The following is a 24,921-nucleotide window of genomic DNA, read 5'->3' on the forward strand; positions in this document are numbered from 1 at the left end:
TTTCAACAACAGATCATCGCGGGTATCTCAAGCCGCAACTGCTACCGGTTGACTTTCTCTGTTCTTTTGAATCAGCACTACGTACATCACCAATACAAAACCTGCATACACATATTGCGTTCTCGACACTCCTACTCCATATGGGAAATAGATGCCGGGAATAAGGTGCAGCAATGCAAACTCCTGCGAAAACAATCCAATTGAAACGAGCAATATTGCCAGCAGCGTGAGCCACTCTTTCTTTTTCCGCATTCCTTTCCAGACGATCAACAACAACAATGCTACAAACGCGAAACGTGTTGCATCAGCAATATTCTGAAACAGCACATGATCGATCGTATCCGGCATCCACGGCAGTCCCAATAACTGTGCGCCGATGTAAACTATTGTAAGTCTATCAATAACGCGCGGCATCCATTTTATTTGCAGGTCGAACCATGCATACCATGCCCTAAGCCAGGCTCCCAATATCAAAGGCCGCAGCAAAACAGTAGTGACAATATCGTATTGATGTGTGCTTTCTATTTGCCACCAAAAGTAAATTGCCTGATTGGCGCGAACTAAGGCCAGCAGCACCAACGCCACAACAAACCATTTAGGAGAACGGCGTGGCTGCATATTTCTAAACAACACTACAATGGAAATTGCCAGCAACAGAAAAATAACCGGCTCCACTATTTCAACAATATATCCTTTGATGCTTTGGTTCCATTGGAATTGATATCGGCGCTCGATGCTGTTCTTGTCTCCCAGATCAGGTGCGATGTGAATTCCTCCGAGGTCAGCGCCCTGCGTTAATGTAGCAGCACTCATCCAAACGCGGAACGCAATGGTAACCTGTTTATCTTTTTTTACAGAATCCGGTAACAGGAACATACGTGGTTGTATGCTGTAAGTAACCGGCACTGCACCGGAGAAATCTCCTGCACTGCCAGCCAAGGCGCCATCGATGAATAACTGATAGGCATCATCGACTGCTGGTGGCCCAGCCAGCGCGAGGTGCAGATCAGCTACACTTTCCACTGAAACTGTCATGCGGTACCACGCATATCCGGAATAGGTTGAATATCCGCGGGCGGTCCATCCCGGAACATAACCTGAAAGACCTACATCACCATCATGCGCTCCCGGAGGTGCGGTAAGATCGACGGTCTCCCACTCCAAATCATTGAAATTTGGTTGCGCCCATTGCCGATCATCCCCTGTTTTGAATTTCCATGGTCCATTCAGTGTAATGATAGTTTTTGAATTTCCCGATGTTGCTACTTCGTTGGTGGAATACTTAAAAAACAACAGGGTAAGTATCATCAGCAATACAGTAATAATTGCCATCAGATAAAGTGTGATGGAAACCTTCGTCTTTTGCAGCATAGTAAAATAAGGTCTATTTATCTTCAAATGATTTCACCGGCGAATAAGGCAATGGCGTAAGTATCCGGTCCTGAATATCTCCCACCATCTGTCCATGCAACTTCGCAGTCTGCCTTTTGATCTCCTTCCATTCTTCATCGGCCATGAACTTCGCCCAGCTTTCTTTCAGCGTTTTAACATCGGGCCATTCGAGCAGGTAAACAAATTCAGTTTTGGCGCTATCCTTTGCTTCCCAGAACGAAATGATGTGGAAGCCATATTTTTTCATGATCCGGTGTGCATGCTTCCCGAACCTTTCGTGAAAAGCAGCTTTGTTATGCTCAAATATTTCATAGATGCGGAGCTGCTGGATCTTTGAAGTATCTTTCGCGGATTGCGAAAAACCCTTTTGCAATCCGGCCAAAAGCAGCAGCAGCACTAGCTTTGGGAGAATTCTGCGGATCAGGGATGCAGTGTGGTTATCAGTAGATTTCATGTACAGTTTTGATGGTTAAAAGATACAAATCAGCCGTCAAATTTTATGCACTTCGTAAAAAAGATCAGAAATCGTTATCTTTGCCCCGTGGAAAACATCTCCCATATACTCATCATTGCTGAGATAGCATAAAGCCCTGCTTCAGGGCTGTCTCAATCAGGTCGATACTCTCAGACCTGGCGTTCATCTTTTTATCGAATTCCCAATTTCAGTTACACATTTTATTGCAATGCATTATTCAATTAATATCCGCAAAGAGGTACGCTCTGACCATAAAGCTGTATTCAAACTGATCAAAGACGCTTTCAGTAATGTACAGTATTCGGATCATAAAGAACAATATCTGGTGGAAAGGCTGCGCCATTCGGCAGCTTTCATTCCGGAACTATCGCTGGTTGCCGAAGTGAACGATCAGATAGCCGGACATATTCTGCTCACCAAAATAGAGATAGTGAACTATGCGCAGCGTTCCGTATCGCTGGCCCTGGCGCCTGTTGCTGTTCATCCTGAGTTTCAGAACAGAGGCATCGGCGCTGCGCTGATCGAACACGCTCATCGCACAGCAAAAGACCTGGGATACAGTTCTGTGATACTGCTCGGACATGCAGACTACTACCCAAGATTTGGGTATGTACCGGTAAGCCGGTTCGACATAGAGCTTCCATTTGAAGCGCCGGACGAAAACTGTCTTATCAAAATTCTCGACGCAGACACTTTCGACTACACGAAAGGATTGGTAGAATATCCGAAAGAATTCTTTGAAGAGGTTGTATAAAAAAGAAATCCGCTTCCGGCCCAGATTCAGGCGGAAGCGGATTTTTGATTACACTTTATTATCTGTGCAGATCGAAACGATCGAGGTTCATTACCTTATTCCATGCAGCTACAAAATCCTGTACAAACTTCTGTTGTGCATCTTTACTTCCGTATACTTCTGCCACTGCTCTGAGTTCGGCATTTGATCCGAATACGAGATCAGCGCGGGTGCCTGTGAATTTTGCATCACCGGTGTTACGGTCGTATCCCTGATAAACTTCTCTGTTATCATTCGCTGCTTTCCATGCGATGTTCATGTCGAGCAGGTTCACAAAGAAATCGTTGGTCAGCTGACCAGGGCGGGATGTGAACACTCCATGTTTTGATCCATCAAAATTCGTATTCAGCACTCGCATACCACCTACGAGCACTGTCAATTCTGGCGCTGTAAGCGTGAGCAGCTGTGCCTTATCAATCAACAGTTCTTCTGTGCTCACCGGGAGATTTGCTCTGCGATAGTTGCGGAATCCATCGGCCAGCGGCTCCAGATAACCCACAGATTCAACATCCGTTTGATCTTGCGAAGCATCCATGCGACCAGGTGCAAATGGAACGGTGATGGTTGTACCTGCATCTTTCGCAGCCTTCTCAATGCCTGCAGCTCCGGCCAGTACAATCAGATCGGCGATAGAAACTTTCTTTCCGGTACTCTGAACGCCATTGAACTCTTTCTGAATGTTCTCCAGAACAGACAACACTTTCTGCAATTGGCTGGCATTATTCACCGCCCAGTATTTCTGAGGAGCCAGACGAATGCGTGCACCATTGGCGCCGCCACGTTTGTCCGATCCACGGAATGTACTTGCCGATGCCCATGCTGTGGAAACAAGTTCCGATACGCTCAGTCCGGTTAAGAGTATTGTTTTTTTCAGTGCTTCTATATCTGTTTCATCGATGAGTGCATGATCCACTTCAGGGATCGGATCCTGCCAGATCAGTACTTCAGCAGGAATTTCGTTTCCGAGATAACGGGCACGAGGTCCCATATCGCGATGCGTGAGCTTAAACCATGCGCGCGCAAAAGCATCTGCAAACTCATCGGGGTTTTCCAGAAAACGTCTTGATATTTTTTCGTAGATGGGATCCAGTCTCAGTGAGAGATCGGTGGTAAGCATGGTAGGCAGATGCTTCTTCGCCGGATCAAATGCATCGGGGATGATAGCTTCCGCATTCTTAGCAACCCACTGATGCGCTCCTGCCGGACTTTTAGTTAACTCCCACTCAAATGCAAAGAGGTTCTCGAAGAAGTTGTTGCTCCATTTTGTTGGAGTGGTTGTCCAGGTAACTTCGAGTCCGCTGGTGATAGTATCACCACCTTTTCCGGAGCCAAAGCTGTTACTCCATCCGAGGCCTTGCGACGACAGATCGGAAGCCTCAGGTTCTTTCCCTACGTGTGTTGCAGGTGCAGCGCCGTGGGCTTTTCCGAAGCTATGTCCACCTGCGATCAGTGCCACAGTTTCTTCATCGTTCATTGCCATGCGGCCGAATGTATCGCGGATATCTTTAGCAGCTGCAATGGGATCAGGATTTCCATCCGGACCTTCGGGGTTCACATAGATCAGTCCCATCTGAACAGCCCCGAGTGGTTTTTCGAGATTGCGCGAATGCACATCTCCGTCTGCTTTTTCATCGGAGACCAGCACTCCATGATTTTCAACTACCCCCTGCGATCCGTGTGCATAGCGAACATCGCCACCAAGCCAGGTGGTTTCGGAACCCCAGTAAACTGATTCATCGGCTTCCCATACATCTTCACGTCCACCGGCAAAGCCAAAGGTTTTGAAGCCCATGGATTCCAGCGCTACATTACCGGTTAATATCAGCAGGTCCGCCCAGGAGAGCTTACGACCATATTTTTGTTTGATAGGCCACAGCAATCTGCGGGCCTTATCGAGACTCACGTTATCGGGCCAGCTGTTGAGCGGAGCAAATCTTTGCTGACCTGAGCCGCCACCACCACGGCCATCGAATACGCGATAGGTACCGGCGCTATGCCAGGCCATGCGTACAAACAGTGGTCCATAGTGACCAAAATCTGCCGGCCACCAGCTTTGCGAATCGGTCATAAGTGCATGGAGATCTTTCTTCACGGCCTCCAGGTCGAGGCTCTTGAACTCTTCGGCATAGTTGAAGTTTTTATCCATCGGATTGGTGAGAGAAGAATACTGACGAAGGATGTTCAGCTTCAGTTGTTTTGGCCACCAGTCGCGGTTTCTGGTTCCGCCACCGCCTGCAGTATTTTTCATACTTCCATTATGAAACGGGCATTTACTGATGTCCTGAGATTCTTTTTCCATTTGTATGAGTTTATGGTACTGAATGATATGATTGCCTGCAATGCCGATGCTTGCAGAGGAATAAAATTATGACTTCGGAACGATAACCGTTATCGATTAATTCTATAATTCAATAGCTAAAACCTATCAGGGAATTTTTCGGACAGGCTATGAAAATGGCTTGTCCGATACGGATGGGAGAAGGGCAATCAGCAGTTGATCCTGCTCATTCAAATATAGGCAGAATCTCATTTTTATGCATTAATTCTTTGCGGTTGTTAATCGCTGTCGCAGAGTCTGGAAGTAGTTTTCAACTGTCCGTTTTCCCATTGACTGATTACAGTGCATTTGGCTGGAGGCAGGTCATGCCCAAGCGCTTTCAGTGTAATTGAAATGATGGATTTGGTAGCTGCATCGGCGCTCATATCGCCCATGTCGCGAAAAACAGGCTGCTCTGTTAATTGTTTTGTTTTCGGATCGATGGTGAACAACAGCCCGTATCCTAATCCGTTTTCGCTTACCATGGCTTCCTGCAGGTAAATATCGCGCTGCCCATCGAAATTGAAATCCTGGAATACAGCATTAACAGGTCTGCTTCCGCCAGGCAGGTTGGAGATGCTGTCTTTCAACATCCATTTACCGTTTAAAAATCTGTACCACCGAACCGATGCTGTACTGTCGTTGGTGTTGTAGAAAACAAAAGCCGTGCGAACTGTGTCGAGCGACTGTGTTGCATGAAAATAAACGAAGGGAGCGCCTGATGAATACACCCGTTCAGCATCGTCCGTTGATTTATTGAGCTGAGTATCGATTAATGCAACATTGAAATATCCATTGTTTGCAAATATTGTTTGCTTATCGGACTGCTGGTTATTGCAGGAAATGCAGACAGCAAAAGCGAACAGCATGAATAGTATGCCAGAATTCAATAATCGGATACGCATAGGTTTGTTTTTTTCTCAGATTCAGCAAACGGGCTGAGTCCATACAATTTCGATAAGGTTTTTCATTTGGCCAAAAGAGAGAAAGCAGGGAATCACTATCCCCTGCTTTCTCAGACATATAATAAAAACATTGAATTACAATACTGTCATCTTAAAATTCGACACCAGGTAATTTGCCGGATTACTGAAATCTGCATAGAACTTGAAAGTGCTGTAAGTGCGCTTTGCTTCAAATGCCTTATTGATATCGAGCGTTTTTTCGTCGCCGATGAACATCTCCAAACGCTCACCACGCTTGCGTATAGCGATATGATTTATTTTTCCTCCTTCATTGAATGTGCTGCTGCTGACATTGCTGCTGAGATTCTGCGCTTTGCTATCCACATACACAGAACCACCGCCATATACTCTCACCTGCACGTATGGATTGCCGGGATACATATCGAAGTTTCCGTTGAGGGCATCTTCAAAATCAAGGTGAAACTGGTGATTGCTGCTGGTGTTATTGGCAATGATGAGGTCGAACTCGATGGTGAAATCTTTTGGCATTCCACCTTTAATTTTCGGGATGTACATGCCATCGGAAGAGAGAGCGAACCATTTGCCGGGGATCTCATCCAGTGACACTACCTGCCCGCTGGTATTGGTTTTCCATTGTGCAGGAAACTTGCCGACAGGTGTATTGCTGAAGTTATCTGCAAAAAGGATGGAGTCGCCCGCTGCAAAATCATTTACAGTACGGATGGTAAGTTTAGCGGAGCCGGAAGCTGCGGGAGCATTGCCGGTACCGGCTTTCGGAGCAGCAGAATCAGTCGCTTTTTTATCCTTCTTTTTGAAGAGGCCTCCTACTTTTCCGATAGTGTTGCTAACCTTCTCTGCTGTGTTTTCAACCTGACCAACTGTTTGTGCATTCAGCAAAACCGGAGATGCACTGAGCAGTGTGATCAGGGTTAGGTTCATAACCTTCCTGTTCATGGGTGTTGATTTTTGGTACGCAAATTTAACCCATTGGTAGTTAATCACCGTAAAAGTGGATAAGTCTGATTGTTACCAAAACATTATCCGGCAGTAACACCACCGTCCACCGGAATGGCTGCACCTGTTATGAAACGAGCTCCATCAGATGCGAGAAAGGCCACAGCAGGCAGAATATCTTCCACCCGGGATACCTTTCCCATGGGCATGCCGGCAGCGATCTTTTCGTAAAGACCGGGCGTTTTATCGATCTTCTCCAGCCATTGTTCCGTGGCCATGGCGCTGATGATAAGCGCATTTACCCTGATGCCGTTTCGAGCCTGCTCCAGTGCAGCGGCTTTGGTTAAACCTACCACTCCATGTTTAGCTGCCACGTACGCTGCAATGCCCTGCCCTACTCCTTTTACACCTGCTGTACTGGCGGTATTGATGATGCTGCCTCCGTTCTGCTGCATCGCAAGAATCTGATACTTCATTGCATTGAATACACCGGTGAGGTTCAGCTGAATATTGTCCATGAACTGAGCACTGCTCATTTTCTCGAGCGGACCGAAATATAAATTGGCTCCTGCATTATTGAAAGCAGCATCGAGCCTGCCATATCGTTCGATGGTTTGCTGAACCAATAATTCCATCTGATCTTCCTGCGTTACGTCGGCCTGCACGTACAAGGCCTCGCCACCCGCTTCTCTGATGCTGGTTTCAATGGCTTTGCCTTCTGCTGAACGTCTGCCGCAGAATACTACCTGGTAGCCATCAGCAGCAAATGAACGGGCTGCGGCGGCACCTAATCCGGATGTACCACCTGTGATGAGCATTACTTTATTGGACATATGCAAATTTTTAGTGCGTTGATGAATGAAAGCTTTACTGCCTGCACATCTGGTTTGCATTACAAACCAAATATGCAAAAGAAAAGACACTTGCGTGTCTGCATTTTCTCATCAACAAAGTAAACCTAGTTTGCAGTACAAACCAAATTATTTTTGTTGCTGGTCTGAATCATTCAACTGTTACATTCTTATCGGTGGATACAAGTTTCTTGTACGGATTGGTGAGAAACATATCCAGAAAATCGGTATCGCCGGATCTTACTCCCGGCACATGGCCCCGGTTCCTGAAGATCAGGCTCTGCGCATTCGGCATGGTCTGTTGAATCAACCGGTTATAGAAAGGCGGACACATGGGATCGATCTCTCCTGCAACTATCAATGCAGGTATTTGGGAGATCAGCGGCAATTTGGCGGAAGCCGCTTCCGGCTTCACTTTCCAGCAATCACATATCGGATGATCTACATTATTGAAAGCATACCCTGCAAACCAGGGAAGAACCCGGCTCTGCTGTTTCACCAATGCCCGGTTGGAATAAGCTATCTGTCCGGCACAGTAAACAGACAATCGCATTCCATAACTCAGCCCTCTGTCCCCTTCGTATAATTCATCGATTGTTTCCTGTACGTATCGCTGGTGGTTGCCATTGATGATTTGAAGCATAACAGCCGGCAAATCTTTTACCTGCCTTGCATCGAGTCGGTTGATGATGGCATCCAGCAACTCCTGTTTGGAATAATGCACAGTGAAGCCCGCATCGTTCGCATGCTGATACTTCATACTAAACTCCTTCCCGGTAATGTCCGAAAAATACCTGTGGAATTTTTCGCGAAGTCCATTGTATGCAGAACTTGCTACAGAATCAATTTCGCAATTGCTGAATACTTTATCGAGCGCAGTATTCATGGTATTCAGTCCATGCTCTTCGTAGTTCGTATTCTGCGGAAGCGGTGAATTCAGTATCAGCATCTTCACAGCTTCAGGATGATTTTTCGCTACCGTCATCATAAGTCCTCCGCTGTACGACATTCCTACGAGGGTCAGGGAATCCAGTCCCAGCGCGATCCGCAGATCGTTGATATCCGCAGCGCTTTCTTTTGTATTGTAGGATGATAAATCAATTCCCTTCGCAACAAGCCGCTTTCTGCATTTGGTGAGTGCATCGATGCGCATGCTGTCTATCGGCAAATGTTCTTTGTATGCGCGGAGTATGGCAGGCGTTACTTCTTCACAATCCAAACAGGGAATGGAGTTCTTTGTGCCCCGCTGATCGAAGAAAATAAAGCCGCCATATTTTGTAAATCCCGAATTGGCGGGTATATGTTTGAAGTTATTGATAGTGCTGTATCCTGGGCCGCCAGTAGACATCAGCGTAACATTCCTCACCGGATCGGCAGTTGGTTTCCGTACAAACAGAAAAGCAATTTTGATCTGCTTTCCATTTGGTTTCTCTCTGTTCTCAGGCACCACCAGATAACCACATCGCGTGATGAGTCCTGAATCTGCACTGATCTTACACGGGCCTGGTTCTATTCTCGCTGTATAGGATTGTGAGATCGACTGCTGCGTTATAAAAGCAATGATGGCTGTCAGCAATACCATTTTCATGACTCAATAATTTTATACGAAAATAGCCGGCGGTACGGCAATCAAAAAGTAAAAATCGGACAAAATGAATTGGCTCATGTAGCATGTTCAACGCCGCTATTCAGCTTTGATCCGGTAAGCCTCCGCACATCTTTATAAAAATGGCTGCGATCGTAATAGCCGAATTCAGTGGCTTCAAAACCAGACGGATCCTTCACCCATGAAGTGAGCGCAGTTCTCGCTCTGGCAAAACTGAAGTAAGTTTTCGGGTTCACCCCTACTGCATCGTTGAAATACCTGTAGAGCGATTTTTCGGTAATGCAGAGCTGCTTTGCCAAACCGGCATTACCGGCAGACCAATTGCCTGATTCAACAATTCTGATGGCTTCAGTCACATACTTCAATTGATGATTTCCGGATCGCTGTGCTTCCATCTTATCTACAAAGTACTGCTCCAGCAATCTTATTCTGTCATCGAGACCTGCACTGCGTTTCAGCTTTTTGATCAGCGGAGCAGGAATGAAATGGGTAACAGGCAGCACATGGCTGCCAATCAGGGACTGACTGATACCGAAAACAGATTCGAACCCACCGGGATTGAATTTTATGGTGAAGATATTATCGGTAGGCAGATTTGTTCTCTCTACTATTTCATTGCGAAGCAGAATGATGTCTCCGTTGGATGGTATTTCATAATGCTCATTGCCATTCTGCAATAAGTAAGGAGTTCCGAGATTGATCCAGATGGTGGGCGTAAAACTGGGGAAGAGTTTTACAGTGAACACTTCCGTACCGATATGCCTGAACATGGAATCCTGCGAGGTTTCAGAGAAAAACTCTATCAACCCGGCAAGTTCATCGGAAGGTCTCCGGAACAGGTACAATTTTCGGATATCATGATAGATCTCGGTCATGGGTTCTTAAAGATAAGCCGGCGCTTCGTGCAATCATAATTATTGAGGAAGTAAACTGATCGCTTTCTTCAGAATTGCATTGATGGTCTTCACCGGGAGGTCTTTCTCCGGATCGATGAGGAGTATTTTCATGCGCGACCGGCTCTCCTGCAGCAAGGCAGGGTGCTCCATTTTATTGCCATCGATGATGCCGATATAAGGCTGCTTCAGTTTTTTATGCACCCAGAGATAACAAAAACGTTTGCCTTTGAAACAATAGGTGGGCATACCATAACTCCATATGGCAGTAACAGATACGTGCTGTTGCAGAATAATGCTGCGCAGCGCCAGAAGGCAGCTCTTTGCAGGTTCTTCCTGATTCAGAAAGTAATCGTCCATTGCATTTCCGGTCATACTGTGAATATACTGCTTTGCGGAAAAAGGCATTGGAACTGGCACAGGATTTATGTGGCTCTCTATGTAAATTTTCTTCCCATGACCATACCTCCGGTAGTTCAAAACTTCTTTTCTTTTTATTCTCCCTCGCGCTTCATTGGATATTCGGATGGCTTGCCTTTGTTTCAGAGCAGCAGGCACACCATCAGCCCATAGTGGTAAACGATTACCTTATTCTGATGATGCGCGATACCATGGAGAACTGGCAATCGGAATTTCTGCAATTGATCTGGCAGGTAGCGGGGCTCGCTTTTCTGCTCTTTCTCGGCTCTCCCCAATCGAAGGAAGGGGGACGAGTTTCATCCACCGCCATGAGTAAATAGTTCTACCAACACTGCATAACAACCGCCTCATTTACTGCAATGCCATTGCATCATTCCACAAACTCCCCAGGCACAAGCTTTGAAGCAATAGTACAAAACGCATGCTTTTTTACTTACACTATAAACTTTACAATTATGGCAACAAGGAGAGACAACCGAAGACAAGGTTCCAGCAGCCGCTCCGGTTATGGACGCGGATCTGAACAAGGGTATCAACAAGGCAACCGCGGACGCTACGAAGATTATGATGAGGACATCGACATCGAAGACGAGTATGATGAAGATTATGACGATGAGGAAGATGAAGACGACAACAACAGAGGACAAATTTACGGCAGGTACGGACAGGAAGACGAAGAAGATGAGTATGATGATGAATACGACGATGATGATGACGAAGAAGACGACTACGGCCACAGGCATATGAGCTATTACGATGAGGACGAAGAGGAAGACGATTATGACGAAGACGAGGATGAGGACGATGAGGAAGACCGCGGATCATACCAGGGTCGCAGCCGCCGCAGTCGTCAGGGCTTTGGTGGCATGAGCAGAGAACGTGTGCGTAGTATTGCAGCAAAAGGCGGCCGCAACTCTCATCGCAGCAATGGCAGAAGAAGCAATCAGGATGATGATCGCCGCGGAACTCGCTCGCGTAGTCGATCAGAAGGTTATAGCCGTTCGGAAAGCAATGGTCGCTCCGGCAGCAATTATCGTTCACAGAATGGAAGCCGTTCGCAAAATGAAGGTCGCTCACAAGGTGGAAGCCGTTCACAAAACGGTAACCGTTCAGGAAGCAGCAATCGTTCAGGAGGCCGTGGCAACAATTCACAACGCAGAAATTCCGACGGCACATTCCGCAGTTCATCTTCCCGCAGTTCATCCAATGGTTCATCAAATGGCAGACGTTCTTCCGGCGGCAATCGTGGCGGATCTTCATCAACCACATCGCGCAGCCGCAATACCGGTTCTACCAGAACCAATTCAACAGGCAGCAGAAGCAATAGCTCCGGAGGCCGCAGAAAAACATCCGGCAGCTCTACATCAAGAAGAAAGAGCAGCGCACGCTGATTCAAATCCTTCCATCAAATAAACTTCAGGTATGAAAACAGCTACCAGGGGAAGTAAACCAGGAAAAACATCTGCCGGTACCATGCATGCGGAAGACAGCACTTCATCCACTGCACAGCAACAACAGCAACAACAACAGCAATCACAGCCCTCCTATCTGCAACGATTCTTCACAGATCAGCTGAAGGATATGTATTACGCAGAACAGGCGCTGCTGAAAGGATTGGAAAAGCTGAAGAACGCCTGCAGTACGGAAGAGCTGGAAGATGCATTTGAAAAACATCGCCGGCAGACCGAGCGTCATGTAACCCGTCTGGAGAAAGTGTTCAAACTCATCGGTAAGAAACCGGAGGCTAAGAAATGCGAAGCCATGGATGGTCTGTTGAAAGAAGCTGATACCATCATTAACGAAACAACCGAAGGTACGCTTACCAGAGATGCAGCACTGATCATTGCCGCCCAGAAAGTGGAACACTATGAAATTGCCACCTATGGCGGCCTGGTACAGTTAGCCATAACAATGGACCTGGACCGCGCTGCCGAAATTCTGGAAAAAACGCTCAATGAGGAAGAAGGCACAGATCTGTTACTTACAGATATTGCAGAGTCTTTCATCAATGTGAATGCAGAACAGGAAGGGGGCTACTCCTGGAAGAAAGAAGAAATGCAGGCGATAAGCAATGCATTCTGATTTTCCAGGTATTTCACTAATATTGGTCCGGAAGAAATCGATTGTATTACAATTGATCTTCCGGATCATCTTTTTGAACGGGTTCAGCATCAGCATCTTTCTTTTTGCTCTTCTTTTCGGGATGAAGCGTTCTTCTGAATATTCCCCAAAGCTGCTCCTGCAAACCTATCAGCTGACCAATGAGAAAATAATCTTTCAGGTTGTTTCTGATGCTGCTTCGCATCACACGGATCACTTCATCTTTTTCCACCTCTCCTGTTTCTTTCACCTGTCCCAGAAATTCGAGGGAGATGAATGCCAGTGCAGCTCCTATGAGGAAAAGGAAATTCCATTCGTGCAACGATACAAGATGCAATACCTTGTTCAGTTTTGGTCCGGTATATTCGATATTGATCAGCAACCTGCGCTGTGTAAAATAATCCGCCAGCAATCCACCCACCAGCGGAGCAACAGATGCAAAAACCGATGTGATGATATTCTTCGCAGATAAGTAAACAATCGATTCGTTGCGGCTTGCCAGTTTCAGTCCTATGTTGATCAGTGAAAGATTGATGCCCGCCGTAGCAATGCCGCTCACTATAAAAATCACGGCCAGTAAAATGATATTGGGAAGGAAACGGGAGTAAATGCCCGCAAAACACCAGGCGATCAGCACAAAAATGTACAGTGGCGTGCAAATGGCCAGCACCGATTTATTGCTGTACCGGTCTGAGAAAGTGCCCCACATGCGAACGGTGGAAATGCTCGCCAGCTGACTGAGAATGGTAAGCCCAATAATGTAACTCAAACTCAGCCCCAGTGTTTTCATCATAAACACATTGAAGAAAGGCGTTGCAAGATTGAAGGCGAAAAGCCAGGCGGAGTTGAACACCAGCAGGCTTCTGAAATTGGCGTCTTTCAGAGGACGGGCCAGCAGCCGGAAAATATTTTCGTTGGTAAGCGTCGATTGCGGCTCAGGTGCTTTTGAAAGCACAAGCGCACCTATCACGCCGACAGAGCCTGCAACAACAAACATTACGGCATACACCATTAATTCATAAGATGCAAAATGATCTTTGATATGATCGATAAAAAATGCCAGCGAAATACTGAGCAGCACATTCAGCAATTGCATGTTGCGTGCGCGTTTGGCGAAATAGGTTCCCAGCAATTGTTCGGGCACGAGATCCTTCATCCATGCATTCCAGCTGGGACCCGCAATAGATGCAAAGAGGTAATAAAAAAAGAGAAAGAAAATTACGGGTTGGATGGTAGTGATGCCTGCCACCAGCGGAAGTATTCCGATAATGATGAGGGGAACTCTTGCCAGCAAAGAACAGATCACACTGATGGCTCTCCTGTTGTTGTATCGCCTCACCAGCCAGATGCTTGCCAGCTGAAAAACATTGGTGAGTGTGGGAAGAGCAGCCATCAATCCGATCTCGAAGTTAGTAGCGCCCAACAGCAGCGCAAAAGCTACCAGAAACGCGCCGCCGGTAAGGGTTGTCATCGCTTCCGTAGCCAGTCCGTCTCCGATAACATATTTAAGTCCGGTCTTGATTTCTGCTTCACTCAGATTAGATGCAGGATTCAGCTTCATATGCGTTGTATGCGATTCCCTGAACAATATCAATCATCGTGCCTTTCGTAACCGAACAGAAAGATAGCGGGCTTAGTTCATCTGCCATCGAATAATTTCATGGCAGCTTTCCTGATTTTCCGGAATTGAGAAATGAAAAACAAACAGCCGCTCAGTCAACATTCCTGAACGGCTGAAAAACCAAAACATCTATGCTTATTACAATCTCCTGTTATTGACGGGTGAACTCTTTTGCCAGCTTTTCGATGGCTTGCGTACTGAGTGTTTCTTTCCCGTTTTGTACAATGATGCGGTAGCGGAAACGCAGTTGCTCCCCGGGTTTGAGGGTTTTATCGGTTGTGATCTGCCCTTTTGTGAAGATCGATCCTCCGATGGGATTGGCTGCGAACAGTCCATATCCGCGCGCATGCCACCAGGTGGGATAGTTGATATTTTCCGGATGATCCATTATCAATACTGTTACTGAATCGTTGCCCATTTTCCCGTAGAGCTTGCACCAGCTGCCTCTTGTGCCCCACGCATCGTTGCCTTGTTTGCCTTCGCTGGTAAGGTAATTGCCGTTGGCGATGCTGTCTGTTTTTCCTTTGATGGTGGTAACAATTCCTTTATCGTCTTTGTACTCTTTGTCTTTCAGTTCGGGGATCTGCAGGGCATGTGCCATACGGAATCCGAGCATGCCGTCTTTCGCATCTTTGAAGTTCACATCGGTAACAGCGGTGAGTTCAGTTTCCCGGTCGATGATGCGTACATCTTCTGTTCCACTGAAACGCAGTGTGGTGGCTTCTTTCAGCAGAACATCCTTTTGCTGATTGGTCCAGTTGGCCTGGTATTGCAATGTACCGGTCTGTCCGTTTTTTGTAACTGGCGTACCGGTGGTTCTGATCCAGCCGTAATGCGATTTTTTTGCTGCGGCGATGGCGTAGGAATTATTCCAGAAATCCAGTCCGTTTACATTTTCAAAATTGAACCAGATACCCAGATGATGCGGATGATCTGTAGGATCGCCCGGTTGGGGAATGATGGGAAACCCTCTGGTGACCATGGTTCCATTCGCAGCATGCACCGGAAAGAGCACAGGTTTTTCCAGTGTATCGGGATAGAGAAAAGAGGTGAAGAATTTCCCTCCAATGAGAATATCGATCTTGTTCTGATTTGTTCGTTTAATAAGCTTCACGGGCTGCTGAGCATGGGCTTGCATATTCAGCATTATCAGTGCACTTGTTACGGCAACAGCAATCTTTTTCATACAATAGGTTTACGGCATCAGTATTTGAATACTTTTCCTCCGGCCATCACTTCCTGCGTAGCAGCATCGAAGATGGCTTTTTCGCCGGTGTGTGCGGCAGCGGTTGTCATGATGGTAGCTATGGAATGGCTGTAACCTGCATCAACCGGCGCATTGGGTTGCTGTCTGCTTCGGATGCATTCCATCCAGTTTCGTATATGATTACTCGTTAGCACATCGCCTCCGGTATTGGCAGAAGCCACCACTGATGTTGCTGCAGAAAGACTTTGTTCCGGCAACAGATTGGCATTCATTTTCATGGCAGCAGCATGATTCTGCGTGAGGCCGCCTTTCGGAGAAACCTTGTTGGTATTGAGGTTCAGTTCTCCGCCATTGGAATAGTAGATCTCTGCCGGGCGCTCATCGCCATTGTGCATCCTCGATCCGAAAGTAACCTGAAAGCCAGTGCTGAGATCGTTGAGCGGACCATAATCGAATACAGCCATGATGGTATCCCAGTTCTTTCTTCCATCTTTCCATTGATAGATGCCACCGTTGGCTACCACACTGCGCGGATAAGGCAATCCGGAGAACCAGTGAACGGTATCTATCTGATGGCTCATCCACTGACCGGGAAGTCCGGACGAATAAGGCCAGAACAAACGATACTCCAGGTATTTCCGGGGATCGAACGATTCGTATGGGCGGTTCATGAGAAAGCGTTTCCAGTCGGTATCGGCTTCTGTGATCTGATTGAGCAGAGCGGGCCTTCTCCAGCGGCCGGGCTGGTTTACATTCCAGGAGAGTTCCACCATGGTGATGGGGCCGAGTTTACCGCTGCGGATGAATTCATTGGCAGCATGGTAATTGGTTCCGCTTCTGCGTTGTGATCCTATCTGTACGATCTTTCCAGTTTCTTTTACGGCTTTGAGTGCGGCACGATTGTCTTCCATAGTTTCTGCGAAAGGCTTTTCTACGTAAGCATCGCATCCTGCACGTACTGCTTCGATGGTATGAAGTGCATGTTGAAAGTCGGCGGTGCTGATGAATACGGCATCCACCAATTTCTTACCGTACATTTCTTCGTTGTTGCGGCAGGCGATCACATCGCGCATCATTTTTTCTTTCCATGCGGCGGCACCTTCTTCGCGTCTTTTGTTCCAGATATCGGAGACGGCCACTACTTCGAAGTTGAGTTCTTTATGATGATTGAGAAAGCAGGGCATATGTGATTGCTTATGCCTGTCGGAGAATCCTACAACGCCTACACGAACACGATCGTTGGCACCGAGGATACGACGATAGTGCAATGCGGATATTCCGGTTTGTGTGGCGAGTACACCGGCACCGGCCAGTGCGGTGTTTCTGATAAAGGCTCGGCGTGACTTTTCCATATTGGGCAATTTCTGTGAATGTATCGATGGAGATTGTAGGGTAGTTCAGCGATATTATCTTACCCATCCGGTATTTTGGCAGTAATGGGCTGATACCGTGAAAATGAAAAAAAGAATGATGGATAAATTACTGAAAAAAGCGGAATAAACCTGTGTGTTGGAGGGTGTTTTAGCGGTGTATTGATCCGCGTCAAAAAAAAGCGAAGAAGTTGAAAGCAGTCATAATTCCATTTTGTATCTTCGGATTGTTACCGGTCCGTGGGGGCACAACACTTCTAAGACATGGCATTCACACCTATCTGTTTCTTGATACAACACCATTAAACCTTCTATCTTCTGTCCTATGGTTCTCATTGAAGCAATTCTATTCAACCGAAGCGCATCCTAATGATTCAAATGTCAGCGACTGCATTATCTGACCATTGAGATAATGCAAATTTTTTTACTTATCAGCAGGGACATTTTCCCTGGTGACTGTTTATAATTATGTCTGCTGCAAAGTGGCGGATATGATGTAGTTCTTAACAAGACTGCAAGTGCGCGCTCATGCAGTGTACCATTATAGTTGGTATGCGCGCTAGCAATGGCCCGCTATGAAGTGTCCTATTCATGACCCTAAAAAATACGATCATGGATAAACAGGATCGTTACTTCAGAATGGTGATTAATTGCAGGGGAGAATGGCGGAGGTACCTGATCATCCGGTTACGGATGGTAAGCACCTCCGATGAGTGTTACACGAGTCGGAGCGAAATGATTAGACGCCAGATCGCTTCCGATTACCTTGGATGGTAATGTAACTTTTCCCCATACTCCGGATTGTATCTACATTCCGGGGTTTAATTTTTTTAGCTGCGGAGCAGAAAGATTTTTCTGGGTCCGCTCAATTTAATGAAAATGCAGCATCAGCTGTGCAGCGATTCCTTTACGCTGGCAGTTTGCGGCAAAAATGGGAACGGATCATTAGTTGATGATTGAAAATCGAACTGGAAGCTTACAGTCAAACTACAAAATGGGAAACGATCGCTTCCTGAGTAGTTTGAGGAAGGGCTTAAATATCCAACCAATGTTCCGCATATCCCGAATTCATCAATAGAAAAAGCATAAAAATTGACCCGAATCAAGATTTTCCGCGAAATCAAAATCGCCGACCAACCTGAAAAAGAAATTCTGCCGGAGGTTAGAGAACTGGCCAGAGCATTGAATCAGCAGGAAATGGGTGTTCCAGCATTCTGCAAATCGGAAAAAATCAGTCAGTCGAAAGTATACAGCTGGTTTGCAGGAAAAACACAACCGAAAAGGCACTCGATCCTGTCCATCCATGCTTTCTTCGAAAAGATAGGTTTTGAAATGAACTCCTCACCTGCCGTTCAGGAGAACGACACTCATTATTATGTTGGAAAGCTGCTGCATTCCGACAATCATCTCGACAGCCAGTCGATGTCCACCATCATAAAGGATATGCAACTGGCACTGCGCATTCAATCTGAGCAGAACGAATTTATCAAGCAACATACCAGCCGGCTTACCGAACAGCTCAATTATATAACAGCAGATGTAAAAGCCATTCATGAATACCTTGCGATGCATCATGCAAAAGAAGACGGAAGTTCGAAGGATGTGCTGTTGCAGTTATTCCGCAAACTGTCTGCGAATTATTACAGCGGATGATTGACCATAAAAAAAGGAAATGTAGATACATTTCCTTTAGTGACTTAAACGGGGTTGTCACACCAGTTTTCTGCGCCGTACATCCAGATAGACTTCATTGCAGAAAATCCGGTCAAACTGTACATGAGAAAAAACCAACAGCTTTATCAGCGCGGTTTACTTAAAATTAATATCCATTCCTGATTTTTCTCCGGGATAGTACACCAATACCCGATGCACAATGGCAAACAGGCCAAATTGCATCATGAACGCATAAAAAATGCTGCCCGTTGGAGCAGCACGTCTAAAACACATCATCATAAATCAGTGAAGGATCACTCAGAAAAAATATAACTGGAGTTGGTTCGGCTATAAACCACTCTTTCCTGAGCCCCGTAGAAACGGAGCCAGGAGAAGAATGGAACCTTTACAAGAAACCCTTGGATGACTGTTCTTTGTACCTCTGAACAGCATCCGTTTTTGAACCATGATCCAAGAACTATCTTAATAATTCAGTTTAAGTTCTACGCGTCTGTTGAGCGTTCTGCCTTTGGCAGTTTTATTGTCGGCAACCGGTTTGTCTGAACCAAAGCCGGTGGCAGTGATTCTGTTTTCTTCCACACCTTTGCTCTTCAGGTAAGCCAGTACAGCCTGTGCACGTTTCTCACTCAATGGCTGGTTTACTTTTGGAGAACCGGTATTGTCGGTATGCCCTTCGATGCTCAGTTTGAGATCGGCATCTTTCTTCATTTCAGCAGCTACCTGATCGAGGCCTTTGTTGGATTTGGCCAGCAGTTTGGCAGTGCCGGTGCTGAAGAAAATATTTCCGGCTGCTACGTTCACTCTCTTCACTACTTCTTCTTTCACAACAGGGCAACCATTGTTTTCTTTTACGCCAGGCAGATTGGGGCATTTATCTTCTTCGTCGTTTACGCCATCACCATCAGTATCGGGGATGGGACATCCGTTGTAACGTGCAACACCTGCAACGCTGGGGCATTTGTCTTCTTCATCATTTACACCATCACCATCGGTATCGGGGATGGGGCAACCATTGTAGCGCGCGAGGCCTGCAACGTTTGGACATTTGTCGTCTTTGTCGGCAACACCGTCTCCGTCTGTATCCGGACAGCCATTGAATTGAGCCAGACCTTTCTGATCGGGACATGCATCATCTTTATCTGCAACGCCATCGCCATCGGTATCTTTGGGAGCTTCCACCACTGGGATGGGAACAGTCTTAACGGGTTCAGTCTTTTTAGGTTTGCTGATATTTTCAGTGAATCCAACAGACCAGAAGAGATTATCATCATGTTTCTTCTGATTGAGTGCAAGGCGGTAGTTAGCCTGCACAAACAGGTAAGTGATGCCACCGAGGTTCACCTGAGCGCCCAGACCAAGCGGAGCATAAGGGCTCCAGCGATTGCCATAATTCCCAACACCCATACCGGCGGTAAGGAAAGGCACTACAGTGTAGTTATCGTTGAGGGGGCGTGCATGCAGTGATGCTTCGAACTCGTTGGAGTACGTATTCTTGCTTCCGTTTTTAGAGTATTCGGTAAAAACACCATTGTAACGACCGGAGAAGTCGATCTTATTGGTGATGCCTTTCCAGTACATGAGGGAGAAGCCGAGATCTTTTTTCCCGAACTTATACCAGTCCCCTTTCTTCCAGACATCTTTGAAAGAAGTGGCTTTGATTTCATTGGGAGTAGCGAAATCAGTAGCGTTTACGCTGAAACCGATCAGGGATCCTTTTTTCTTCGGGAGTCTGTCCTGTGCTGTTGAAACATTAGCGCATAACACAGCGAGTGCTGTGAATGGAAGTAATCTTCTTATCATTTGCTTTATAGGTTTTATTCGGGCAAGCGGCTTCGTTGGTTTGAAAACCGTGTAAATGTTGACGCGGCAAAATTACCGGAAGCGAAACACGTAGCAGGTAAGCGTTTTACGAGTGCATCGTAGTAATATTTCTACGTAATTTATCAATGAAAAAAAGGCTCCGGGAAGCCGGAACCTTTTTTTCATCAGGTAACCCAGAGCTAAGAAACGCTGAGTATACTGTGCTGTATTTTTCAAAAAAACCGTGTGAAAAGAACCGGGTGGCATAGAGATGCTACCAGGCAAGCATTTGTCTTTCGAAATGATAATGGATACATTTTATGCAGGTGCATAAAGGCTTTTTATAGGGTTGGTAAGGAGCGCGATAATTATTTAATTGTAAAGTTTCTGGCAGAAATGCCGGAAGTGAAGCTACTTGCAGAGATCATTTTTAACCGTGGCGGCCCTCTTCAGTATCAATGGCCGGTTTGAAAGAAACAATAGAACTTGTTGTGTTTCTTCAACAAAGGTATTTTAACATTTCCTATGTATTTGTAGTGACTCTTGAATTGCATTGTAGTAAAACTTCGATATGATGGTAAAGCAGGGAGATGCAATAATGTTGTATCTTGCTGCGCGATAACACCTGGTTATAACGGGTAACCGTGTTTGGCAACACTCCCAGCTCAAGAATTGAAACCATTGAAACATCACCTATGCCGAACATCCTGATTGCGGATGATCACGCGATCGTGCGTTATGGAACCACCCTGATCATCAAAGATCTGATACCCACCGTTCAGGTATCCGAAGCAGAGAACTTCAACCAGGTTCTTAAACTACTCAACCAGCAGCGATTCGATCTGCTGATCCTCGACATCAATATTCCAGGTGGCAATAATCTTCAGATGGTAGATGTGGTGCGACTTCATCAGCCTCAGATAAGGATTCTGATCTTCTCCGGTTATGACGAACAGTTGTTTGCACTGCGCTATCTTCAGGCAGGTGTGGATGGTTATCTCGTAAAACATTCTCCGGAAGAAGAGCTGAAAACCGCCATACGCACCATTCTGAACAACGAAAAATACCTCAGCTCCACAATCCGCCAACACCTGTTGAACGGCCTCAATACCAAATCGGATATTTCACGCAATCCGCTGCAGACCCTCTCCAACCGTGAGATGGAAGTAATGCAACTGCTCATTAAAGGGTCGAGTGTGGCCGATATTGGTACATTATTGAGCCTGCAGATATCTACCGTGAGCACGTATAAAGCAAGAATATTCGATAAGCTCGATGTGGCCAATGTGATCGATCTGGCTGAGAAAGTAAGGCTCTACAGCGGCAAGGCTTTATGATCAAAGCTGCTCCAGGTCCGGAAAATGCAGTTCGATCAGCGTGCCTTTATTCTCCTGACTGCTGACTCTGATAATGCCATGCATCAGCTCTACGAGATCTTTTACGATGATCAGTCCGAACCCGGTAGAACCAGCGCTGGCATTGCCTTTTATCGTTGATTCATCATTACACCATTGCTTCATCTCATCATTCATTCCGAAGCCGGTATCTTCTACGCGGATGATGATCTCCTGCTCATCGCGCTCTGCGTCGATCCGGATGCTGCCATTGTAAGTAGCCTTCACTGCATTGTCGATGAGATTGTGGAGTACAATCCCCAGCAGATGATGGTTGTTCATCATGCTGAATGGCGCCACTATCCTGTTTTCGATGGAGGTAGACTGATCGGCAGCGATCTCCCTGAACAACTGCAACTTCGACTGTACCAGATCGTAAAGGCTGATGGTATCGAAATTGAATTTTCTGTCTTCAGAATTGAGACGGATAAATTGCAGCAGGTTGTCTGTAAGATGATACATCCTATGCCCTGAGTCGTAGATGAGATGGGCACTTCGCCTGAGTTCGTCTGCTCCCAGTTCTTCGGGTTTGCTCTGGTAAGCCCTCCTCGCAATATCGGTCAGAAACTTCAGCGGTGTTTTGATATCATGCGAAATGGCAGTGATCAGCCGGTGCTGTATTCTTGTTTGTTTGCGAAGGCTTTCTTCCGATTGCTGCAACTCGTTCAGGGTTGTTTGCAATGCCTGGGTTCTTTCATCGATCTTTTCTTCGAGCTGTGCATTCTTTCTTTTGATGTATCCGAGCTTGATGCGCATGTAGAGGAAAAAGCCCGCCACTACCAATAACCCTGTGAGTATTTTAAACCAGGTGGTTTCGTAGAACTGCAGCGGCACTATAAGGGTTACCACTCTTACGCGGCGGTTCTGCGCACCAAAACCATTGCTCTTGCGTATGCGGATCTGATACGTACCCGATGTGAGTGAAGAAAGTTTAATGCTCCGATCGTTATCTACAGCAATCCATGCAGCTTCGTGATGATCTTTCATCAGTGAGAAATACAGTTGCGTATTCTGTGGGTTGCCGAAATATGGAGTAGTTACATAAAGTTTGAAGAAATCGAAATGTTTATCGAGCGAAATGGTATCCGATGGTTCGATCTCTTTTCCATCGATCTCTACCCTGTCGATGAACAGATCTTTTTCCGGCACTTCGGGAATAAGTTTACCAGACCAGGTTTGCACCAGTCCGTTCAGGGAAGGAAAAGAAAGCAGGCCGTTACCGAGTTTCAGCCCGCAGGGCTGGCATCCCCCATTGAACTCATTCGTATTGAAACCGGAGTATTTATCGAAGTAAAGATAGTAGGCATCGGATTGTCTGCCTGCTGCATATTCGAGCAGGTCTTTGCGTTGCATCAGAAAAAGTCCTTTATTGGTGGTGATCCAGAAAAAGCCGTTATCATCTTCCACAATGCAATGGGTGGATGCAAGGAAATTGAATCTGTCTTGCGGAAACCTGGTGAGCTTGCTTCCATCGTACAGAAAAAAGCCATCCTCATTGGTGGTAATCCAGAGTTCTCCGGGTTGACGCACATATAAACTGCGGATATACTTCCCTGATAGTTCCGGGATGGAATCGAGTTGTCCGGTTCTTCTGTTGCAGCAATAAAGCCCATGTTCCGTTGCCATCCATAACTTGTCGTCTCCTTCTTCCTGCAGATAAAGAACATTTTGAACGGTAGACTTTACTGGCACAGGATCTGCGCCAGGAGTGCTTTTCAGGCTAACCACCGAATTATTGCGCAAGCCTATTATCAACTCACCACTCTTCCCTTCCAGCATCATGAGAATATAACTGTCGAAATTCATTTCTCTGAGCAGCTTCTTTCCGGCAGCATCAAATTGCCAGAGTTTCTCTCTGCCTTTTACCCAGATATTCTTATTCCTGTCGACGACCATCCCGAAATTATCATTGATGCTCCTTTTATTGATTTCGGGAAGTATGGCAGCCTTTCGGTTCAGTCCAAGCACAATACCCTGTGGCGTAATAACACTGTTATCGGAAAAAGGCGCCTGCGAATAGTATACTTCATCCTTTTTACTGAAACCTGCTCTGAGCGTGAAGAAAGGTTTACGCGTTAGCACAAACAAACCTCTGGTATGACTTCCCATGAAGAGGCGTCGGAATTTTTCATCGTAATACACTGCAAGAATGCTGTTCTCTTCAAAATTGAAATCGTTCAGCAGCAGCTGAGTGGTAAGGCCATTATTTATGCCGGGTTTTACCAGAAAAAGCGCATTGCCTGACGCAAGGAAAAGCTGATTGGCGCTTTGGTTCCAGTAGATTTTTACCGGATATTTTGATGAAATGATATCCCCCTGCAATGTTCCGGCGTTAATGGCTTTTCCGTTTTCGAAGAGCGTCAGCTCTCTGTTGTGTAGGTGATAGAGGCGGTTGCCGGCCAGAAAGAAATGCCAGAAATCTTCTGATAAGAAAGGAATGGTGTATTGCTCTTTTTTGTTGCGGAAGAATTTTACGGAAGCATTATCGATCCAGAATTGCTCAGCAGGAGTTGCTGAAACATGATAACGTTTGGTTGTAATAACTTCGGCATAGAGATTGGGCAAACCGGTGGCCTGGTATTCATCGTAATACGTCAGCATTTTGGTTACCACAATATTCGAGGGCGGTTCCCCATCGTATTTGCTGGCCCTTCCATCCTGCATGTAGATGGTTTCGTTATTCTCGTTCATGGCATACAGGCCATTGGCAACGAGATCGGGAAAGAGCCAGGTGATGCGACTGCTTTTCAGTGCGAGCCTGTTTTTGTTGAAAGTGCGGAAGTTCAGTCCGTCGAATCGCACCAATCCGTTTTCGGTGGACATCCAGAGAAAACCACTTCTGTCGTGAGCGATGGACTTTACACTATTCTGAGGGAGACCATTTTCATCGGTGTAATGCCTGATATTGTATTGCAGCGAGTCCTGCGCAGGCAACAAAAAAGGAAGCAGCAGTATGGAAATGAAGGTGAGTACAGATATTTTCATAATAGGTCAGAGCCCGGGATAAGTCGGGAAGATTGCAATGGTGAATTTGAAGGATCGTTGCTATTGCTGTAACCAGTTCTGAAAAACTGTGTAGGATGCGGTTTAGTTGCGCGCAAACATACAATAATCTGCTCCTTCATCCT

General features: G+C 46.3%; 20 protein-coding genes. 6 read left to right on the forward strand and 14 right to left on the reverse strand.

Features of this window, described 5'->3' with window-relative positions; translation table 11 throughout:
- Positions 1 to 27 precede the first annotated feature (27 nt).
- Positions 28 to 1,371: a glycoside hydrolase gene (locus tag HHL16_RS14135; RefSeq protein WP_240966151.1), complete on the reverse strand. Its 1,344-nt coding sequence runs from the start codon at positions 1,369 to 1,371 to the stop codon at positions 28 to 30.
- A 13-nt stretch (positions 1,372 to 1,384) separates the two neighbouring features.
- A complete protein-coding gene (locus HHL16_RS14140; protein ID WP_169425841.1) occupies positions 1,385 to 1,846 on the reverse strand; it encodes an NIPSNAP family protein in 462 nt (153 codons plus the stop codon).
- Between the two features lie 229 nt (positions 1,847 to 2,075).
- Between HHL16_RS14140 and HHL16_RS14145 the strand changes: the two genes are divergently transcribed.
- On the forward strand, positions 2,076 to 2,621 hold the full coding sequence (locus tag HHL16_RS14145; RefSeq protein ID WP_206022421.1) for an N-acetyltransferase: 546 nt from the start codon (positions 2,076 to 2,078) through the stop codon (positions 2,619 to 2,621).
- Between the two features lie 58 nt (positions 2,622 to 2,679).
- Here the strand turns inward: HHL16_RS14145 and katG are convergent, their stop codons facing one another.
- The 7 genes from katG to HHL16_RS14180 form a co-directional block, all read right to left on the reverse strand.
- A complete protein-coding gene (gene katG, locus HHL16_RS14150) occupies positions 2,680 to 4,959 on the reverse strand; it encodes a catalase/peroxidase HPI (RefSeq protein ID WP_169425842.1) in 2,280 nt (759 codons plus the stop codon).
- A 257-nt stretch (positions 4,960 to 5,216) separates the two neighbouring features.
- Positions 5,217 to 5,882 carry a hypothetical protein gene (locus tag HHL16_RS14155; protein ID WP_169425843.1) on the reverse strand — a complete coding sequence of 222 codons (666 nt, stop codon included), beginning with the start codon at positions 5,880 to 5,882 and terminating at the stop codon, positions 5,217 to 5,219.
- Positions 5,883 to 6,017: 135 nt separating this feature from the next.
- Complete coding sequence (locus HHL16_RS14160) at positions 6,018 to 6,857, reverse strand: hypothetical protein (RefSeq protein WP_169425844.1); 840 nt, start codon at positions 6,855 to 6,857, stop codon at positions 6,018 to 6,020.
- 83 nt (positions 6,858 to 6,940) lie between these two features.
- Entirely contained in the window at positions 6,941 to 7,690 is a 750-nt protein-coding gene (locus tag HHL16_RS14165) for an SDR family oxidoreductase (protein ID WP_169425845.1), read from the reverse strand.
- 169 nt (positions 7,691 to 7,859) lie between these two features.
- Positions 7,860 to 9,296, reverse strand: a complete 1,437-nt coding sequence (locus HHL16_RS14170) for an alpha/beta fold hydrolase (RefSeq protein ID WP_169425846.1) — start codon at positions 9,294 to 9,296, stop codon at positions 7,860 to 7,862.
- A 74-nt stretch (positions 9,297 to 9,370) separates the two neighbouring features.
- On the reverse strand, positions 9,371 to 10,189 hold the full coding sequence (locus tag HHL16_RS14175; protein ID WP_169425847.1) for a helix-turn-helix domain-containing protein: 819 nt from the start codon (positions 10,187 to 10,189) through the stop codon (positions 9,371 to 9,373).
- A 39-nt stretch (positions 10,190 to 10,228) separates the two neighbouring features.
- Positions 10,229 to 10,582 carry a DUF1801 domain-containing protein gene (locus HHL16_RS14180; protein WP_206022422.1) on the reverse strand — a complete coding sequence of 118 codons (354 nt, stop codon included), beginning with the start codon at positions 10,580 to 10,582 and terminating at the stop codon, positions 10,229 to 10,231.
- A gap of 32 nt (positions 10,583 to 10,614) precedes the next feature.
- On the opposite strand from HHL16_RS14180, the gene HHL16_RS25335 reads away from it, so the two are divergent.
- From HHL16_RS25335 to HHL16_RS14195, 3 genes are all read left to right on the forward strand, one after another.
- On the forward strand, positions 10,615 to 10,947 hold the full coding sequence (locus HHL16_RS25335) for a DUF6766 family protein (RefSeq protein ID WP_346766847.1): 333 nt from the start codon (positions 10,615 to 10,617) through the stop codon (positions 10,945 to 10,947).
- 135 nt (positions 10,948 to 11,082) lie between these two features.
- A complete protein-coding gene (locus HHL16_RS14190) occupies positions 11,083 to 12,018 on the forward strand; it encodes a KGG domain-containing protein (RefSeq protein WP_169425848.1) in 936 nt (311 codons plus the stop codon).
- A 31-nt stretch (positions 12,019 to 12,049) separates the two neighbouring features.
- Complete coding sequence (locus tag HHL16_RS14195) at positions 12,050 to 12,709, forward strand: ferritin-like domain-containing protein (RefSeq protein ID WP_240966155.1); 660 nt, start codon at positions 12,050 to 12,052, stop codon at positions 12,707 to 12,709.
- Positions 12,710 to 12,755: 46 nt separating this feature from the next.
- On the opposite strand, the gene HHL16_RS14200 is transcribed toward HHL16_RS14195, so the two are convergent.
- The 3 genes from HHL16_RS14200 to HHL16_RS14210 all read right to left on the reverse strand — a co-directional run bounded on the left by HHL16_RS14200 (position 12,756) and on the right by HHL16_RS14210 (position 16,907).
- Positions 12,756 to 14,288: an MFS transporter gene (locus tag HHL16_RS14200; protein WP_169425849.1), complete on the reverse strand. Its 1,533-nt coding sequence runs from the start codon at positions 14,286 to 14,288 to the stop codon at positions 12,756 to 12,758.
- A 211-nt stretch (positions 14,289 to 14,499) separates the two neighbouring features.
- Positions 14,500 to 15,534, reverse strand: a complete 1,035-nt coding sequence (locus HHL16_RS14205; protein ID WP_169425850.1) for a PmoA family protein — start codon at positions 15,532 to 15,534, stop codon at positions 14,500 to 14,502.
- Between the two features lie 17 nt (positions 15,535 to 15,551).
- Positions 15,552 to 16,907 (reverse strand): Gfo/Idh/MocA family oxidoreductase, encoded by a 1,356-nt coding sequence (locus tag HHL16_RS14210; protein WP_169425851.1) that lies wholly within the window; start codon positions 16,905 to 16,907, stop codon positions 15,552 to 15,554.
- Positions 16,908 to 18,017: 1,110 nt separating this feature from the next.
- Between HHL16_RS14210 and HHL16_RS14215 the strand changes: the two genes are divergently transcribed.
- A complete protein-coding gene (locus HHL16_RS14215; RefSeq protein ID WP_169425852.1) occupies positions 18,018 to 18,578 on the forward strand; it encodes a hypothetical protein in 561 nt (186 codons plus the stop codon).
- Positions 18,579 to 19,061: 483 nt separating this feature from the next.
- On the opposite strand, the gene HHL16_RS14220 is transcribed toward HHL16_RS14215, so the two are convergent.
- Positions 19,062 to 20,399 (reverse strand): OmpA family protein, encoded by a 1,338-nt coding sequence (locus HHL16_RS14220; protein ID WP_169425853.1) that lies wholly within the window; start codon positions 20,397 to 20,399, stop codon positions 19,062 to 19,064.
- A gap of 695 nt (positions 20,400 to 21,094) precedes the next feature.
- On the opposite strand from HHL16_RS14220, the gene HHL16_RS14225 reads away from it, so the two are divergent.
- Positions 21,095 to 21,736, forward strand: coding sequence for a response regulator transcription factor (locus HHL16_RS14225; RefSeq protein WP_169425854.1), 642 nt, complete (start codon positions 21,095 to 21,097; stop codon positions 21,734 to 21,736).
- Here HHL16_RS14225 and HHL16_RS14230 read toward each other — a convergent pair whose 3' ends face one another.
- Positions 21,737 to 24,778, reverse strand: a complete 3,042-nt coding sequence (locus HHL16_RS14230) for an ATP-binding protein (protein ID WP_169425855.1) — start codon at positions 24,776 to 24,778, stop codon at positions 21,737 to 21,739.
- Positions 24,779 to 24,921: the final 143 nt, after the last annotated feature.

This window comes from Pseudoflavitalea sp. G-6-1-2 (assembly GCF_012927185.1).
Lineage (GTDB): Bacteria > Bacteroidota > Bacteroidia > Chitinophagales > Chitinophagaceae > Pseudobacter.

What these genes read in the sequence shown, in the direction of transcription:
- HHL16_RS14135 (WP_240966151.1), bottom strand. Translation starts at nt 1,371, where the DNA reads ATGCTGCAAAAGACGAAGGTTTCCATCACACTTTATCTGATGGCAATT.
- HHL16_RS14140 (WP_169425841.1), bottom strand. Translation starts at nt 1,846, where the DNA reads ATGAAATCTACTGATAACCACACTGCATCCCTGATCCGCAGAATTCTC.
- HHL16_RS14145 (WP_206022421.1), top strand. Translation starts at nt 2,076, where the DNA reads ATGCATTATTCAATTAATATCCGCAAAGAGGTACGCTCTGACCATAAA.
- katG (WP_169425842.1), bottom strand. Translation starts at nt 4,959, where the DNA reads ATGGAAAAAGAATCTCAGGACATCAGTAAATGCCCGTTTCATAATGGA.
- HHL16_RS14155 (WP_169425843.1), bottom strand. Translation starts at nt 5,882, where the DNA reads ATGCGTATCCGATTATTGAATTCTGGCATACTATTCATGCTGTTCGCT.
- HHL16_RS14160 (WP_169425844.1), bottom strand. Translation starts at nt 6,857, where the DNA reads ATGAACAGGAAGGTTATGAACCTAACCCTGATCACACTGCTCAGTGCA.
- HHL16_RS14165 (WP_169425845.1), bottom strand. Translation starts at nt 7,690, where the DNA reads ATGTCCAATAAAGTAATGCTCATCACAGGTGGTACATCCGGATTAGGT.
- HHL16_RS14170 (WP_169425846.1), bottom strand. Translation starts at nt 9,296, where the DNA reads ATGAAAATGGTATTGCTGACAGCCATCATTGCTTTTATAACGCAGCAG.
- HHL16_RS14175 (WP_169425847.1), bottom strand. Translation starts at nt 10,189, where the DNA reads ATGACCGAGATCTATCATGATATCCGAAAATTGTACCTGTTCCGGAGA.
- HHL16_RS14180 (WP_206022422.1), bottom strand. Translation starts at nt 10,582, where the DNA reads ATGACCGGAAATGCAATGGACGATTACTTTCTGAATCAGGAAGAACCT.
- HHL16_RS14190 (WP_169425848.1), top strand. Translation starts at nt 11,083, where the DNA reads ATGGCAACAAGGAGAGACAACCGAAGACAAGGTTCCAGCAGCCGCTCC.
- HHL16_RS14195 (WP_240966155.1), top strand. Translation starts at nt 12,050, where the DNA reads ATGAAAACAGCTACCAGGGGAAGTAAACCAGGAAAAACATCTGCCGGT.
- HHL16_RS14200 (WP_169425849.1), bottom strand. Translation starts at nt 14,288, where the DNA reads ATGAAGCTGAATCCTGCATCTAATCTGAGTGAAGCAGAAATCAAGACC.
- HHL16_RS14205 (WP_169425850.1), bottom strand. Translation starts at nt 15,534, where the DNA reads ATGAAAAAGATTGCTGTTGCCGTAACAAGTGCACTGATAATGCTGAAT.
- HHL16_RS14210 (WP_169425851.1), bottom strand. Translation starts at nt 16,907, where the DNA reads ATGGAAAAGTCACGCCGAGCCTTTATCAGAAACACCGCACTGGCCGGT.
- HHL16_RS14220 (WP_169425853.1), bottom strand. Translation starts at nt 20,399, where the DNA reads ATGATAAGAAGATTACTTCCATTCACAGCACTCGCTGTGTTATGCGCT.
- HHL16_RS14225 (WP_169425854.1), top strand. Translation starts at nt 21,095, where the DNA reads ATGCCGAACATCCTGATTGCGGATGATCACGCGATCGTGCGTTATGGA.
- HHL16_RS14230 (WP_169425855.1), bottom strand. Translation starts at nt 24,778, where the DNA reads ATGAAAATATCTGTACTCACCTTCATTTCCATACTGCTGCTTCCTTTT.